Annotated in this window: 11 protein-coding genes and 2 riboswitches; of the genes, 4 read left to right on the top strand and 7 right to left on the bottom strand. The window is 65.0% G+C overall.

What is annotated here, in order from left to right; translation table 11 throughout:
• Nucleotides 1–6: 6 nt before the first annotated feature.
• The 6 genes from JQ603_RS24675 to JQ603_RS24700 all read right to left on the bottom strand — a co-directional run bounded on the left by JQ603_RS24675 (nt 7) and on the right by JQ603_RS24700 (nt 8464).
• Nucleotides 7–1512, bottom strand: coding sequence for a M81 family metallopeptidase (locus JQ603_RS24675; RefSeq protein WP_212343263.1), 1506 nt, complete (start codon nt 1510–1512; stop codon nt 7–9).
• A gap of 335 nt (nt 1513–1847) precedes the next feature.
• Nucleotides 1848–3497 carry an ABC transporter ATP-binding protein gene (locus JQ603_RS24680; protein WP_212343264.1) on the bottom strand — a complete coding sequence of 550 codons (1650 nt, stop codon included), beginning with the start codon at nt 3495–3497 and terminating at the stop codon, nt 1848–1850.
• 129 nt (nt 3498–3626) lie between these two features.
• A complete protein-coding gene (locus JQ603_RS24685; protein ID WP_130369367.1) occupies nt 3627–4514 on the bottom strand; it encodes an ABC transporter permease in 888 nt (295 codons plus the stop codon).
• A gap of 18 nt (nt 4515–4532) precedes the next feature.
• Nucleotides 4533–5474 (bottom strand): ABC transporter permease, encoded by a 942-nt coding sequence (locus JQ603_RS24690; RefSeq protein ID WP_211403861.1) that lies wholly within the window; start codon nt 5472–5474, stop codon nt 4533–4535.
• A gap of 181 nt (nt 5475–5655) precedes the next feature.
• Complete coding sequence (locus tag JQ603_RS24695; RefSeq protein WP_212343265.1) at nt 5656–6957, bottom strand: D-amino acid dehydrogenase; 1302 nt, start codon at nt 6955–6957, stop codon at nt 5656–5658.
• 67 nt (nt 6958–7024) lie between these two features.
• A riboswitch (glycine riboswitch) is annotated at nt 7025–7130 on the bottom strand.
• A 3-nt stretch (nt 7131–7133) separates the two neighbouring features.
• Nucleotides 7134–7238: riboswitch (glycine riboswitch) on the bottom strand.
• A 95-nt stretch (nt 7239–7333) separates the two neighbouring features.
• Entirely contained in the window at nt 7334–8464 is a 1131-nt protein-coding gene (locus tag JQ603_RS24700; protein WP_212343266.1) for a M20/M25/M40 family metallo-hydrolase, read from the bottom strand.
• Nucleotides 8465–8734: 270 nt separating this feature from the next.
• Between JQ603_RS24700 and JQ603_RS24705 the strand changes: the two genes are divergently transcribed.
• On the top strand, nt 8735–10342 hold the full coding sequence (locus tag JQ603_RS24705; protein ID WP_212343267.1) for an ABC transporter substrate-binding protein: 1608 nt from the start codon (nt 8735–8737) through the stop codon (nt 10340–10342).
• 133 nt (nt 10343–10475) lie between these two features.
• Nucleotides 10476–12083 (top strand): ABC transporter substrate-binding protein, encoded by a 1608-nt coding sequence (locus JQ603_RS24710; RefSeq protein WP_212343268.1) that lies wholly within the window; start codon nt 10476–10478, stop codon nt 12081–12083.
• A 284-nt stretch (nt 12084–12367) separates the two neighbouring features.
• Here the strand turns inward: JQ603_RS24710 and JQ603_RS24715 are convergent, their stop codons facing one another.
• Nucleotides 12368–13570: a multidrug effflux MFS transporter gene (locus JQ603_RS24715; RefSeq protein WP_433996654.1), complete on the bottom strand. Its 1203-nt coding sequence runs from the start codon at nt 13568–13570 to the stop codon at nt 12368–12370.
• A 367-nt stretch (nt 13571–13937) separates the two neighbouring features.
• Between JQ603_RS24715 and JQ603_RS24720 the strand changes: the two genes are divergently transcribed.
• Nucleotides 13938–15218, top strand: coding sequence for a hypothetical protein (locus tag JQ603_RS24720; RefSeq protein ID WP_245003808.1), 1281 nt, complete (start codon nt 13938–13940; stop codon nt 15216–15218).
• A complete protein-coding gene (locus JQ603_RS24725) occupies nt 15215–16507 on the top strand; it encodes a hypothetical protein (RefSeq protein WP_212343271.1) in 1293 nt (430 codons plus the stop codon). Before JQ603_RS24720 ends, JQ603_RS24725 begins: the two co-directional genes overlap by 4 nt.
• Nucleotides 16508–16509 lie beyond the last annotated feature (2 nt).

The raw sequence follows: 16509 nt of genomic DNA on the forward strand, positions 1-16509 counted from the left end.
GTCCGGTTAGCGTGAAGGAGGGTTGAAAACGGGGCCGTTCGGCTTGATGCGGATGCCCGGACGCAGGCGCGTCCAGGGGAGAGACGCGGTATCGGCCGGCATCGCGCCGGGGGCGGCGCAGATCATCAGCTTTTCCGCGATCGGCTCGAAATCGGCGCGGAAGTGCACCGAGCTCTTGTTGACCAGAATCTTCTCCTGCGTCGGCTCGATGCCGACATAGCGGTACATCGCCTGGTCGGCGAGCTGCGCCTTGTGCGAGGAGACGACGACGCGGACGTCGCCGATACGCAAGGCTGCGGAGGGCCCCATCTCCATCTCGCGGCCGCCGTAGTAAGGACCGGACGCGATGAAGCGGCCGTCGGAGAGTGTTTCGACCACAAACGTCTCGCGATAGGGCTCGTCGCCGGGAATGCCGGACTTGCCGCCGAGCGACAGCGTCACGGTGGCGCCGACGCCGGCTTCGTGCGCGGCCTTCGCCGACTCCGGATCGTAGATGGCGCCGGTCGCGGCGCTGGCCTTGTTGCGCACCAGCGCGCGCAGCATGCCGGTGGTATCGGAATCGCCGCCGGCGCCGGGATTGTCCTGGGTGTCGGCGATGATGATCGGCTTGCTCGCGCTCTTCGAGAGTTCCATCGCATGGCGCACGCCATCGTCGGGCAGCCAGATCTTGCCGTCGAAATCGTTCTCGTGGCTTTCGATCAGCCTGACGATGGCATCGGCCGCACGGTCGGCCTCTTCTTGCGTCTTGCCATAGGCGAACACGCTCGGCCCGCAGTCGCGGAAATCGGCGGCGGGGAAGCCGGGCGCGAAGGAGAGGGTGGGAACAGCATCGTTCTCGAGAGCAGCGAGCTTCTCGTAGATGCCCTTGGTGGGAAAGTCGTTGGTGCATTGCCAGCTGATCGCGATCAGGAACGGCAATTGGCGGAACGACTTTGCAAGGCGCTGCCTGGTCTTCAGCAGCAGCGCGAGATGCTTCGCGCAGGCGCGGCCGGTGTCGGCCATGTCGACATGCGGATAGGTGCGGTAGGCGATCAGCGCGTCCGCATGCTCCATCATTGCAGGCGTGACGTTGGCGTGGAGGTCGAGGCTTGCGACCAGCGGAACATCCTTGCCGATGACGCGGCGCACACGTGCCAAAATCTCGCCTTCGCCGTCGTCGAGATGCTCGGTCACCATCGCACCGTGCAAGTCGAGATAGACCGCATCGATCGGGCCCGCGGCGGCGATGCCATCGATCATGACCTTCACGATGCGCTCGAAGGCATCCTTGGTGACATGCGCCGACGGGCTCGCACCGCAGGCAATGGTCGGAATGAGTTCCCAGCCATTCGCCTCGGCACTGTCGACGAAACCGGCGAGGCCGACATTGATGCGGCGCATCACCTTCAAGACGTCGGCACCTTCAGTCATCGCCGGCCAGCCGCCGCCATGCTGGAAGTCGGCAAAGGTCGCCTTTGTCGGCGCGAAAGTGTTGGTCTCGTGCAGGAAGCCGCCGACGGCGATACGTGTCATTCAACCCAGTCCGGTCAATCAAGAGTGCGCGACGTTAGCCCCGGCTTTGCGCGGAGAGCAAGGCGGGAAGCAATCGCGCCGTGCATAGGGTCAAGACGTTTTGGGAATGCTGCGGGGCGGTGGGCGTTGTGAGCTGCTCCGCCAACCACACCCTCGATGTCGTCCCGGCGAAGGCCGGGACCCATAACCCCAGGGAGAAGTTTGGCGAAGATTGGTCGTTCGGGACTAGCGCCACCCGCGATCGATAAATCACGCGGTATGGGTCCCGGCCTTCGCCGGGACGACGGTGCGGAGGCAATAGCGCTCCACACCACTCCATCACGCGCGGATAGACATCACGCGGTGGCCGCCACGCCCTCCGCCACCGGCCGGAAGTTCGCAAAGTCCCAGTTGCGTCCCGGCGCGGCATCCAGCAGCGCCTTGGTGTAGGCCTCCTTCGGATGCGTCAGCACTTCGGCGGCGGGGCCCTGCTCGACGACGCGGCCGTGCTGCATCACCACGACCTCATCGCAGATTTGGGCTGCGACGCGCAAATCGTGGGTGATGAACAGGATGGCGATGCCGAGCCGCTTCTGGATCTCGTCGAGCAGTTCCAGCACCTGCGCCTGCACCGAGACGTCGAGCGCGGAGACCGCTTCGTCCGCGACCAGCACGTCCGGATCGAGCGCGAGGGCGCGAGCGATGGCAATGCGCTGGCGCTGGCCGCCGGAGAACTGGTGCGGATAGCGCGACACTGCATCGGCCGGCAGGCCGACCAGCTCGAGCAGCTCGCGGGCGCGCTTCATCGCGTCGGCATGCGAGACGCCGTAATTGATCGGGCCTTCCGCGATGCTCTCGCCGACGCTGACGCGCGGATTGAGCGAGCGGTAGGGATCCTGGAACACGATCTGGATCTTCTGCCGGTGCGGCTGCAGCAGGCGGCGCGAGATGTCGGAAATCTCGCGGCCGGCAAGGCGCACGCCGCCCGAGGTCGGATCGATCAGGCGGACGATGCAGCGCGCCACCGTCGACTTGCCCGAGCCGCTCTCGCCGACGATGCCGAGCGTGCGGCCCTTGCGCAGGGTGAGCGTGACCTTGTCGGCGGCGACGACCTCGCGGCCTTTGCCGAAGAACGCGCGCTCCTTGTAGACCTTGCTGAGGTCGTTGGCCTCGAGCACCACGGGCTCGCGGCTCTCCTCGCGCGGCGGCCGCGGCACCAGGCTCGGCACTGACGCCAGCAGGTTGCGGGTGTACTCCATGGTCGGATTGCGCAGCACGGTCTCGAGCGGACCGGTCTCGACCAGGCGGCCCTGCCGCATCACCGCGACGCGGTCGGCGATCTCGGCCACCACGCCCATGTCGTGGGTGATGAACAGCACGGCCGTGCCGTGATCGCGCTGGAGGTCGCGGATCAGGGTCAGGATCTGCTTCTGCGTGGTGACGTCGAGCGCGGTGGTCGGCTCGTCCGCGATCAGCAGCTTCGGCTCCAGCACCAGCGCCATCGCGATCATGATGCGCTGGCGCTGGCCGCCGGAGAGGCGGTGCGGGTAGGAGGCGAAGATGCGCTCGACCTGGGGCAGGCGGACCTGCTCCATCATGTCGAGGATGCGCTTCTTGCGCGCCCTCGCGTCGAGCTTGGTGTGGGCGCGCAGCACCTCGTCGATCTGGCGGCCGACCGGCACCACCGGATTGAGCGCGGTCATCGGCTCCTGGAAGATCATCGCCATCTGCGTCGCGCGGAGCTGGCGCAGGCGGCGGTCGGTCGCGGTGAGCAGCTCTTCGCCGACCAGCTTGACGCTGCCGGAGGTCGGCACCAGCGTGCCCTTCGGCAACAGGCCCATCGTGGCGAGCGAGGTCACCGACTTGCCCGAGCCGCTTTCGCCGACGAGGCACAGCGTCTCGCGCTCGCGCACCTGGATCGAGATGCCGTCGATGATGTTGGCGCCCTTCGGCTTCTTGCCGACGGAGACGACGAGGTTGTTGATGTCGAGAACAGGGTTGGTCATGCGAACTCTCTCGTCATTCCGGGGCGCGCGCAGCGCGAGCCCGGAATCCATCGGGCGTCAGTCCAGGCGTTGAAATGGATTCCGGGCTCGCGCCAAGGGGCGCGCCCCGGAATGACAGTGCCACTCGCATCACTTCCCCTCCCGCTGCTTCATGCGGGGATCGAGGGCGTCACGGGCGGCGTCGCCGATCAGGTTGATGCTGAGGATGGCGATCGAGAGCAGCAGGCCCGGCCAGAAGATCAGCGAGGGCTTGATCTGGAAGTACTGGCGGCCCTCGGCCATGATGTTGCCCCAGGTCGGCGTCTCCGGCGAGATGCCGGCGCCGAGGAAGGAGAGGATCGCCTCGGTGAGGATCGCGGAGGCGCAGACATAGGTGCCCTGGACGATCAGCGGCGCGATCGTGTTCGGCATCAGATGGCGCCACATGATCTTCGGCAGGCTCGATCCAACCGAGATCGCGGCCTCGACGTAAGGCTCCTCGCGCGCCGACAGCACGACCGAACGGACCAGGCGCGCCACGCGCGGAATCTCAGGGATCGTGATCGCGATCAGCACGGTCCAGATGCTGGCGCCGGAGAGCGACACCACGGCGATGGCGAGCAGGATGCTCGGCATCGCCATCAGGCCGTCCATGATGCGCATCATCACGGAATCGACCAGCTTGAAGAAGCCGGAGACGAGGCCGATCGAAAGTCCGATGACGATCGACAGGATCGCCGAGCCGATGCCGATCAGCAGCGAGATGCGGCCGCCATAGACCACGCGCGACAGGAGGTCGCGTCCGTAGGCGTCGGTGCCGAGCAGGAATTGCGCCGAGGCCGGTTTCAATCGCTGCGACGGCGCAAGCTGGATCGGATCATGCGGCGCGATCAACGGCGCGAGGATCGAGATCACCACGATTAGCGCGAGCAAGACTGTTGCCGTGGCGATGATCGGCGTCGAGGTGAGGAAGCCGAAGCGCGGCCGCAGCGGCGACGTGATCGGAATGGACGACTGGGGAAGGGTATCGACTGACATATTGTTCTTGTCCTTGCCTCAGTACCGGATCCGGGGATCGAGCAGGGTGTAGGCGACGTCGATGAGGAGATTGACGACGACGTAGATCAGCGACGTCAGCAGGATCATGGCCTGGATCACCGGATAGTCGCGCGCCAGCACCGCATCCACGGTGAGGCGCCCGATGCCGGGGATGTTGAACACGCTCTCGGTGACGACGACGCCGGAGATCAGCAGCGCAAAGCCGGTGCCGATCACGGTGATCACGGGCACGGCGGCGTTGCGCAGCGCGTGCCGCATCATCACGGCAACCTCGTTGATGCCTTTCGCACGCGCCGTTCGCACGTAATCTTCGCCGAGCACGTCGAGCATCGCCGCGCGCGTCATGCGCGCGATCAGTGCGATGTAGATGAAGGACAGCGCGCAGGTCGGCAGGATCATGCGCTCGAAGAACGGACCGAAGCCGTTGAAGATGCTCCGGAAGCCCTGTACCGGCACCCAGCGCAGATCGATCGCGAAGACCTCGATCAGGACATAACCGACCACGAACACCGGCACCGAGAAGCCGAGGACCGACAGGCCCATCACGAAACGGTCGATCCAGGTGCCGTGCTTCCACGCGGCGATCACCCCCAGGGGAACTGCGACGATGACGGCGAGGATGATGGTGCACAGCGCGATCGAGATCGACGGCTCGACGCGCTGGCCGATCATCTTCATCACCGGCAGGTTGGAGATCAGCGAGGTTCCGAGGTCGCCGTGCAGCAGCTTGTTCACCCAGGTGATGAACTGCACGATCAGCGGCTCGTTGAGGCCGAGCGATTCGCGGATGCGCTCGAGCCGTTCCGGTGTCGCGTTGTCGCCGGCGAGGATCGCGGCGGGATCGCCCGGCGTCAGCCGCAACAGCAGGAACACGAACAGCGCGACGACGCCCATCACGGGCACCGCGGCCAGAACGCGGCGAATGAGATAACCTAGCATGCACCTATCTCCGGCTGCGGAACTTGTGGGGCCCTGGGGCGTCCGTGGATTCGATCGTGTCTATCATGCGCGCCTGTCACTCGGGCTGGAAAGCCGGCCGGAGATGCCGACTTTTCGGGGCAAATTGTGTGCCAAGGGCAGGGCGGTCGCAAGAGGCCGCCCCGCGTCCGGTCCAAACCACTCAGGATGCATGACGCAGCTCACGCGCAACCCCCAGTGAAGGCACGGTCGGCGGCGCATTGAGCCCGCGCCAGCTGTCGATGGTCCCGGCGATCATCTGCGCGGTTGCGGCCGACAGGGTCCAGCCGAGATGGCCGTGACCGGTGTTGAAGAACACGCCCGGCATCCGTCCTGCGCGCACCACCGGCATCATGTTCGGCATCATCGGGCGCAGCCCGGCCCAGGGCACGACGCGCGATGTTTCGATGGCGGGGAAGTTGCTGCGCACCCAGTCGACCAGCGGCTGCACGCGGTCGGCGCGGATGTCGCGATTGAAGTCGTTGAACTCGGCCGTGCCGGCCACGCGAAAACGATCGGCGCCGAGCCGGCTGGTGACGATCTTGGCGGCTTCGTCCAGCAGGCTGACGGTCGGCGTCGCGTTGCGGCTCTCCGCGGTGTCGAGCTGCACGGTGATCGAGTAGCCCTTCACGGGGTAGACGTTGATGCGATCGTCGAGGAGGGCGGCGAAGTGGCGGCTGGCGACGCCGGCGCAGACCACGACCCCGTCCGCCTTCAGCATGCCGCGTGCGGAGGCGAGGGCATCGCTTGCAGCAAGATCGGCCCAGCCGAGCACGAAGCCGCTGCCGGCGCGCGCGATTGAATCGATATCGGCTTCATGGATGAAGGTCGCGCCACGCCGCTTGCAGGCGTCCGCCAGCCCGCGGGTGAACTTGTGGATATCGCCGGTCGCATCCGACGGCGTGTAGAAGCCGCCATAATACGCCTTGCGCAGCGTCGGCTCGATGCTGCGGATTTCCTCCGGCGTCACTGGACGGCGATCGAGGCCGCCTTCCTGCAGCAGCGCGTTGACGCGCAGGCCGGATTCGAAACCCGCCTTGTCGTGATAGATGTGAAGGATGCCGCGGCGCTCGAGATCGAAGTCGATGCCTTCGCGCGTTGCGATCTCGAACAGATGCTTGCGGGCTTCGATCGCAAGCCGCGTGGTCTCGATGGTGTTGGCGCGGTAGTTGCCGATGTTGGCGACGAACTCGCTCATCCACGAATATTTGTGCCAGTTCGGCCGCGGGTTCATCAGCAGCGGCGCGTCGCGCCGGAACATCCAGCGCAGGCCTTTGAGGATCGTCGCGGTGCTGTTCCACACTTCGGCATTGCTGGCGGACAGCTGTCCGCCGTTGGCGAACGATGTCTCCATCGCGGCATAACGGTGCTTGTCGAGCACCGTTACCTTGTAGCCGCGTTCGAGCAGGGCATAGGCAGTCGTCACGCCGGTGATGCCGGCGCCGATGATGGCGATATGGGTCATGGCAGGTTCGGGGCTCCCGTGAGTTAGGATAGGTCGGCCGCCGGCCAAAGGCCGTTGGCGGCGCCCCATCTGTCACGGTTACCTGAGAGCTTGATCCGCTGCGGATCACGCAACGGACTATCCCCTTCGGTGGACGCCACGATTGCCTGAAATCGCGCCGCCTCTCTCCAGATCGTCCTGACGATACAGTCCTTTTGCCTGAGAGTTTCCGGGGCGGTTGCTCCGTCGGCGTCGCAACGAAAGCTGAAAACCTTCGTTGCGATCTCTCCCGCATCGTCGCGTGGACAATCGAGCAGTACGATACGCCTCATTTTTAGACAAGGCTAAATTTAGACCGCGACTGCCAACGCATTGTGCAGTGCAAGGTTGATTCAATTTATTCCAGCGTCGCCAGCAATCCCGCCATCAGACGCCCGCGCTCGACGAGGCTATCGACCTCGATGAACTCCTCCAGCGTGTGGCCATTGCCGCCGCGCACACCGAGGCCGTCGAGAGTCGGGATTCCCATCGCACCGGTGAAGTTGCCGTCGGAGCCGCCGCCGGAGCTCGCATGCGGTAATTCCGCGCCAAGGGATTTAGCGATGCCGCGCGCCTTCTCATACAGCGCCATGGTGCCTGCATCTGGCTCCCAGACCGGCCGCGTCACGCCGCGTGTCACCTTGAAGGTCACGTCGTTGTTGGTGCCCGAGAGTGCCAGCATCTTTTCGACACCGCGGTCGAGATCGGCCTGGCGCTTGGCCATCGACAGCGCCTCGCCGGTGGCGGTCGTAGCAACGCAGTTCACCCACTGGCCGCCATGCACGACGCCGACCGAGAAGGTGCAGTCCTCCGTCGTCATCACGTCGATCGCGAGAATCTGCCGCGCCATTTCGCGGATCGCCGAACGTCCCGCCGACAGCGTCGCGCCGGCGTGGCTCGGCCGTCCCGTCGCCTCGAGATTGAAGCGTGCGATGGCGTAACGTCCGGTGGTGACGCCGTTGTCGGCGCGGCCGGGCTCGGGCACCAGCACGTATTTATTGCGCGCGGCTTCCGCCTCGATGATGTCCCGGGTCGAAGGCGTGCCGACCTCTTCGTCGGGCGTGAACAGCACGGTGATCGGCAGCGGTGTCGTGAACGAGGCGCGCGCCAGCTGGCGGATCGCTTCCAGCGAGAGATAATTGCCGCCCTTCATGTCGTAGATGCCGGGGCCGTAACACTTGCTGCCCTCGCGCCGCCATTTCAGCTTCTCGATGGTGCCGACCGGGTGGACGGTATCCATGTGGCCGGCGATCAGGATGCCCGGCTCGCCCTGTTTCGGATGCGGAAAGCGCGCGCGGATCACGCCGCCGAAACCCTGGCGGCCGGCGATGCGTTCGATCGTCGCACCCATGATCGCCATGTCCCGCGCCGCGATATCGAGCATGCGGTTCACCGCGTTCGCGTCCCAGGTCGGGCTTTCGCATTCCACCCAGGTGCGCAGGCCCTCGAGCATGGCCTCGGAATCGAAGGGAAGATTGGCTGGATTCATCTCAATGTCTCTCAGGCTGCGAAAGATGGAACGCGCATTGCATCGGCGCGCGGCAGGACAAGCGGAGAGCGTTGTAGAGCTAAACCGATCTTTGTGGAGCCCGTGCGCGCGCCGCGAGGGCTTGCGACGAAACCGGATTGACGCGCTCAACACTGTCTGCAAGTCTCGAAAAGATAAAGGCATTGCATGAGGTTAGTTCGCCCAAGGAACGAACCGGATGCTCAACCAATAACCTGCCTTTGAACAGTTTCACGTCAGGAGAAACTTTTTATGTCCAACTTCATGCGCCGGGGGCCTCGCGCGCTCGCCTCCAAACTTGCGCTGTCGGTCGTCGCGCTTTCAACGGTGCTGGCCTCGCCAGTGCTTGCGGCCGGCAAGACCCTCACCGCCGTGATGCATTCCGACCTTCGCATCATCGACCCGATCTTCACCACGGCCTACATCACGCGTGACCATGGCTACATGGTCTACGACACGCTGGTGGCCCCCGATTCGAATTTCAAGATCCAGCCGCAGATGGCGGACTGGAAGATCTCCGATGACAAGCTCACCTACACCTTCACGCTGCGCGACGGCCTGAAATGGCATGACGGCGCGCCCGTGACGGCGGAAGACTGCGTCGCCTCGCTCAAGCGCTGGGCCGCGGTCGACGGCATGGGCCAGAAGCTCATGGACTTCACGGCGAGCATCGAGGCGACCGACGCCAAGACCATCACGCTGAAGCTGAAGGAGCCCTACGGCCTCGTCCTCGACTCCATCGGCAAGCCGTCCTCGCGCGTCGCCTTCATGATGCCGAAGCGTCTCGCCGAGGTGCCGCCGGACAAGCAGATTCCCGAGCAGATCGGATCGGGCCCGTTCAAGTTCGTGCAGGGCGAATTCCAGCCCGGCGTGAAGGCGGTCTACGTCAAGAATACCGATTACCTGCCGCGCAAGGAGCCGGCGAGCTGGACCTCCGGCGGCAAGGTGGTGAAGGTCGACCGCGTCGAGTGGATCACGATGCCGGACTCGCAGACCGCGGTGAACGCGCTGCAGTCGGGCGACATCGACTTCATGGAAAACCTGCCCTACGACATGCTGCCGGTGTTGGAAGCGAACAAGGAGCTCACGATCGAGGTCTCCAACAAGTTCGGTTTCCAGACCCTCGGCCGCATGAACTTCCTCTATCCGCCGTTCGACAACGTGAAGGTGCGCCGCGCGGCCCTGCTGGCGATGAACCAGAAGGACGTTCTCGACGCGCTCGTCGGCAACGCCAAGTATCAGAAGATCTGCGGCGCGTTCTTCATCTGCGACACGCCGCTGGCGACCGATGTCGGCGCCGAAACCCTGGTGAAGGGCAACGGCATGGCGGAAGCCAAGAAGGCGCTTGCCGAGTCCGGCTATGACGGCACCCCGGTCGTGGTGATGGCGCCTGGCGACGTCACGACGCTGAAGGCGCAGCCGATCGTGGCGGCCCAGCTGCTGCGCGAGGCCGGCTTCAAGGTCGACCTGCAGGCGACCGACTGGCAGACGGTGGTGAGCCGCCGCGCCAGCCAGAAGCCGCCGAAGGAAGGCGGTTGGAACATGTTCTTCACCAACTGGGTCGCGGCCGACGTCGCCAACCCGATCGCCAATCTCTCGATCGGCGGCCAGGGCAAGAAGGGCTGGTTCGGCTGGGCGGAAGACGCCAAGATCGAGCAGCTCAAGGACGCCTTCGTCCGCGCGCCCTCGATCGACGAGCAGAAGAAGATCGCAGCCGACATCCAGAAGGAAGCCTACGAGCAGGTGATCTACATCCCGCTCGGGCAGTACCTGCTGCCGAGCGGCTGGCGCAAATCACTCACCGGCGTGCTCGACGGCCCGGCGACGCCGCTGTTCTGGAACGTCGACAAGTCCGAGTAAGGGGAAGGCGCGCCATCGCGCCTTTCGGCTCGACCATCGCGCGGCGCCGCTGTCATCAGCGGCGCCGCTTGCCGGGAGAACTGCCAAGAGCACTACCAAGAAGACTGCCAACAGAACTGCCAGGAGAACTTCGATGTTCGAAATGATGCGCCGGGGACGTCTTGCCTTCGCCTCCAAACTTGCACTTTCGGTCGTGGCACTTTCGGCACTGGCATCGCCAGCTCTTGCCGCGGGCAAGACCATCACCGCCGTGATGCATTCGGATCTGCGCATCCTCGATCCGATCTTCACCAGCGCCTATATCTCGCGCGACCATGGCTACATGGTCTACGACACGCTGATCGCGACGGATTCGAACTTCAAGATCCAGCCGCAGATGGCGGATTGGAAGATCTCCGACGACAAGCTGACCTACACCTTCACGCTCCGCGACGGCCTGAAGTGGCATGACGGCACGCCCGTCACCGCGGAAGATTGCGTTGCCTCCCTGAAGCGCTGGGCCGCCGTCGACGGGATGGGGCAGCAGATGATGCTGTTCACCGCGAGCATCGAGGCGACCGACCCCAAGACCATCACGCTGAAGCTGAAGGAGCCGTACGCGCTGGTGCTGGAATCGATCGGCAAGCCGTCCTCGCGGGTCGCTTTCATGATGCCGAAGCGTCTCGCCGAGACGCCCGTCGACAAGCAGATCCCCGAGCAGATCGGCTCCGGCCCGTTCAAGTTCGTGCAGGGTGAATTCCAGCCCGGGGTGAAGTCGGTCTACGTCAAGAACACCGACTATGTGCCGCGCAAGGAGCCGGCGAACTGGACCACCGGCGGCAAGGTGGTGAAGGTCGACCGCGTCGAATGGCTTACGATGCCGGACTCGCAGACGGCGTTGAACGCGCTGCAGTCGGGTGACGTCGATTTCATGGAATATCCCGCCATCGAAATGTTGCCCGCCATCGAAGCCGACAAGGAGCTCAAGATCGAGATCCTGAACAAGTTCGGATTCCAGACGGGCGCGCGGATGAACTTCCTTCATCCGCCGTTCGACAACGTCAAGGTCCGCCGCGCCGCATTCCTGGCGATCAAGCAGAAGGACGTGCTCGATGCGCTGATCGGCAACCCCAAGTACTACAAGACTTGTGCTGCGGCCTTCATTTGCGACACGCCGTTCGCGACGGACATTGGCGGCGAGACCCTCGCGAAGGGCGGCGACATGGCTGCGGCCAGGAAGGCGCTCGCCGAGTCCGGTTACGACGGGACCCCGGTCGTGCTCATGGCGCCGGGCGACGTGCTGCTGCTGAAGGCTCAACCGATCGTGGTGGCTCAGCAGCTGCGCGAAGCAGGATTCAAGGTCGACCTGCAGGCGACCGACTGGCAGACGGTGGTGAGCCGGCGCGCCAGCCAGAAGCCGCCGAAGGAGGGCGGCTGGAACATGTTCATCACCAACTGGGTCAGCGCCGACGTGGACAACCCGATCTCCAACGTCGCCGTCGGCGGGCAGGGCAAGAAGGGCGGCTGGTTCGGCTGGGCGGAGGACGCCAAGATCGAGCAGCTCAAGGACGCCTTCGTTCGCGCGAGCTCGGCGGAGGATCGCAAGAAGATCGCGACCGAGATTCAGAAGGAAGCCTATGACCAGGTGCTTTACATGCCGCTGGGTCAATATCAGGCGCCGAGCGCGTGGCGGAAGTCGCTCTCCGGTGTGATCGACGGCCCGGCAACCCCGGTGTTCTGGAACATCGACAAGTCGGAATAGGCTGTCGCCTGCATCCGAAAAAAAAGAACGGCGCCGCGGGCCTCCGCGGCGCCGTTTTCCATGGCGCAATACTTCTTTGATCCGCCTCTAGCAGTGGCTGTCGCGCACCTGCTCGAGCCCTTCACTCGCGAATGGCAGACTTGTGTCCGGCCGTTCCTCGGAATGCCCTGGCTGTGGAGCGGGTTGCTCCACTTTCCACGCGGGCTGATCCGGCTTCTTCTTTGGTTCCATCTCGCCATCCTCTCGATTGCTGCAGGACAACATGGAGGCGGCGGGGAAGTTCCTCACGTCACGGGACGATGATGCGGCTTGAACAGCCGTCCCTTCTCCACCACCAGAACGATTCCGAGCGCAGCCAGCGTCGACAGGAAGAAGCCGACCGAGAACGGCAGCAGCGTGCCGTCAAAGCTCTGGCCGATCGCCATGCCGACCACGATGCCGATCAGGGTCGTGATCGAGCCGTAGAGCGACGACGCGGTGCCGGCGATGTGGCCCTGCGGCTCCATGGCGAGCGCGGTGAAGTTGGCGACCATCATGCCGAACGAGAACATCATCAGCGCCGAGAGCACCATGAACAACGCGAGCGGCAGCACGCCAAAAATCTCCGTCAGCAGCATCACGCCTGCCACCACGGTGTAGAGCGTCAGCGCGCCGTGCGAGATCACGCGCATGCCGAGCCGTCCGACCAGCTGCGAATTGAGGAATCCGGCCACAGCCGTGCCGGCCGCGATCGCGGCGAAGGCGAGCGGAAAGTAGTGACCGAGATGGTAGACGCCGGTGAAGACCTGCTGGGCGCAGAACACGTAGGCAAACAGCGCGCCGATGACGCTGCCGGCAGCCGTCGCGTAGCCGATGGTCTGGCGGTTGGTCACGGTCTGGCGGAAGGCCGAGAGCACGTCGGCGGGCGCGAGCGACCGGCGCTCCGATTCGGGAAGCGTTTCAGGCAGCCGCAGCACGCACCAGGCAAGCGCGAGCAGGCCGTAGAGCATCAGCACGACGAAGATGCCGCGCCAGGCCGTCACCAGCAGCACGGCCTGTCCGAATGACGGCGCGATCACGGGCACCGCGATGAACACCATCATGGCGAGTGACATCACGCTCGCCATGCGGCGGCCGACATAGCAATCGCGCACGATCGAGGTCGCGATCACGCGCGTTGCCGAGGTGCCGAGCCCTTGCAGCGCGCGCGCCAGCAGCAGCGTCTCGAACGAGGGCGCGGCGACCGCCAGCACGCTCGCGATCGCATAGACCGCCATGCCGCCGAGCAGCACCGGACGGCGGCCGAATCGGTCCGACAACGGGCCCATCACGAACTGGCCGACGCCGAAGCCGATCAGGAAGGTCGACAGCACCAGCTGGAGGTGATTGGCGACGGGAATCTTGAATGCCGCCCCGATATTGGGCAGCGCCGGCAGCATCATGTCCATCGCGAGCGGATTAAGCGCCATGATGGACGCGATCACGATGACAAATTCGGGAAAACCCATGGGCCGGTGTCCCGAGGACACCCAATCGTCGGCATTGACGTCGGACAAGAAGCTCACCTCTGAAATTCAAGGCTTTTTCTAGCGTCCATGCTGCGACGCACAACCCATGTTTCGGGATGGCTGTCAGGCAGGGGCGGGGCGGACACGAGTTGGTGAGGTAGCCCGTCACTCCCGCCGTCCCAGCCGCGCGCCGGCAACCAGCCATTCACCATAAGATCGCGGACGGCGCACCGGGGAGATGAATCCGCAACTCATCCTGTCCATTGTGGCCTGACGGCGCGCCGCGGCAGGCGCCCCCGAGGAACCCGGCAAGACAAGGTATTTCGCAGTGTCCGACGTAGCACGATGGTTGGGCCCCTCGGTCGACATGACCACAAGGCGAAACACCTGGCTTGCCTGGCTGATCGGGCCGACGGCGCTGCTGGTGCTCGGCAATCTCGTCAGCGACGGCACGCTTCCCCTGAATTACGGCTGGGACGTTCGCGTCAATTGCGCCGCGGTCGATGCCTATGCCAATGGGCTCGATCCCTACTTCGTCAAGAACCTGAAGGGCACCAGGTTCTCCTACCCCTATCTGCCTGTGACGCTCGACGTGTTTCGCCCCGTGTGCGCCGGCGGCGTCCTCGTCGCTCATCACATGGGCGTCTATCTCGTGCTCGGCGTGCTCTGCGGCCTGCTCCTGCCGGGGCTTGGCCGGACGCGAGCTACCCCGCGCGACGTTGCGCTCAGGCTGCTCTGCGTGTTCGGCGCGTTCATCGGCTTCGAATGGGTCTGGGCGTCCGGGAATTTCGCCATCCTGGGCGGCCTGCTGACCGCGGTCGCGCTGAGGCTCCTGCTTCGCCCGACGGCATCCGCCGCTGAGGACCGCGGCTTCGCCTTGCGCGCCGGCGGCGCCGCGCTGCTAGGTCTCGTGACCTCGTTCAAGCTGGTGTTCTGTCCCGTGATCGCCGCGCTCTATTTCCTGCCGCTGCCGCGCGCGCGCAAGCTGGCGCTGATCGCGGTGGCCGCGTTCGGCTTCGCATTGCCGATCCTGATCTCGAAGCTGTTCTACGGCGACCTGTTCGCGAGCTGGGTGGGTGTGCTGACGAAGCAGATCCCCGATCAGCATGCCGTCGAGCTCATGGAAACCAATCCGTCGCTGCTGCTGCTGGCGCGCAGCCTCCTGGAACAGGTCGGCCTCGGCGACAGCAAGCCGGTGATGTTCGCGACCTATGCGCTCGCAGCACTCGGGCTCGTGCTCGTGCCCTTCGCCCTGTCCGTCCTGCGCGCGGTCGGCAGCGGACCGGTTCGGGCAGGGGGATCGCTTCTGACGCGGCTCGACCGCTGGCTGATCGACCATCCCCGCGTGGCCGCGCGCATCACCGTGCTCGCGATGTTTGCGCTCTATGTCAGCTCGCCGCGCCTCAAGGAATATGCCTTCTTCGAGCTCGCGGTCTATGCCGCGGTTCTCATCGCCGACCTTCCGGCCCTGGCGCTCGCCGCCATGCTCACCGTCGGCTTCCTCGCTCCCGGCCTGGTCTCGATCACGGGGCACACTGTGGAGGGCGGCTTCATCCTCCTCATCGTCGCGCTGGCATGCTTCTGGATCCTGCTGCTCGATTTTCGCGCGGAGCCGATGCGTCTTGAGACGCAGGACGCGCGTTCATGACGAGCCTCGCCTCGTCCGCCGATGCCGGATCCCTGGCCGCGAACGCGTCAGGAAGCCGCTGGCTGACCTGGTTGATCCTGCTTGCGGCGGCGCTTGTCGCCATGTCCGTCACCGTCGACCTCGCCGCGGAAAATACCTTTGGCTGGGACGTGCGGATCAATTGCGCCGCGGTGGACGCTCACCTCCAGGGGCTCGATCCCTATTTCGTCAAGAACCTGAAGGATACCAAGCTTTCTTACCCGTACCTTCCGGTGACCCTCGACGCCTTTCGGCCGCTCTGCACCGGCGGTTTTCTCGTCGCCCATTACAAGCCGATCTATCTTGTCCTCGCGGTGATCTGCGCGCTGCTGCTGCCCGGTCCCGGCACGACCAAAGGGCGCTGGCAAGACGCCGTGCTGCGGGGCGTCATCGTTCTCGGTGGTTTCCTCGGCTTCGACTGGGTCGTTGCGACCGGTAATTTCGAGATCCTGAGCGGGTTGCTGACGGCGGCCTCGCTCGCATTGTTGCTGCGTCCCGTGCAGTCCGGGGAGCAGCGGGATGCGAGCCTCCTGCCGCAGCTCGCCGGTGCGGCCGTGCTCGGCCTCGTCACCGCCTTCAAGCTGGTGTTCCTGCCGATCCTCGCAGCGCTCTATTTCCTGCCCCAGCCGAGACGTCGCAAGCTGCTTCTGATCGCGGTGGCGGCGGGCATGTTCGGCCTGCCGATCCTGGTTTCGCTGACCTTCTATCCGGATCTGTCGCGGAGCTGGCTCAGCGCGATCACCGGCCAGATTCCCGGACAGCATTCGCCCGCAAGCGAGGTCAATCCGTCGCTGCTGCTGATTGCCTCGACACTTGCAGGCCAAATTGGACTTGCCGGCAGCAAGCTGTTCGTCGTCGGCCTCTATGGGCTCATCGCGATCACGCTCGTGCTCGCGCCGTTCGCCGTCTCGGTGTGGCGCATGGTCAGGCCACAGGGGCGCACCGGCAAGGCCTCGCTGCTTCAGGTGCTCGACGACTGGCTGATGGATCATCCGGGCGCGGCGATGCGCATCACCGTGCTTGCGATGTACGCGCTCTATCTCTGCACGCCCAGACCGAAGGAGTACACCTTCTTCCAGGTGGCGCTCTACGCGGCCGTCCTCGTCGTCGACCTGCCTGCGGTGATGATGGTCGCCGCGCTCGCGGTTGCGGTCGCCATTCCGATCCTGGCGTCAGCCTCGGTCACCGCGTTCATGGGCGGGTACGGCCAGCTCACGCTGGCGCTGATCTGCTTCTGGATCCTGCTAGGGCATCAACCGCAGCGGACGTGATC

The sequence above is a fragment of the Bradyrhizobium liaoningense genome (assembly GCF_018130825.1).
In the GTDB taxonomy this organism is placed as follows: Bacteria; Pseudomonadota; Alphaproteobacteria; order Rhizobiales; family Xanthobacteraceae; genus Bradyrhizobium; species Bradyrhizobium liaoningense_B.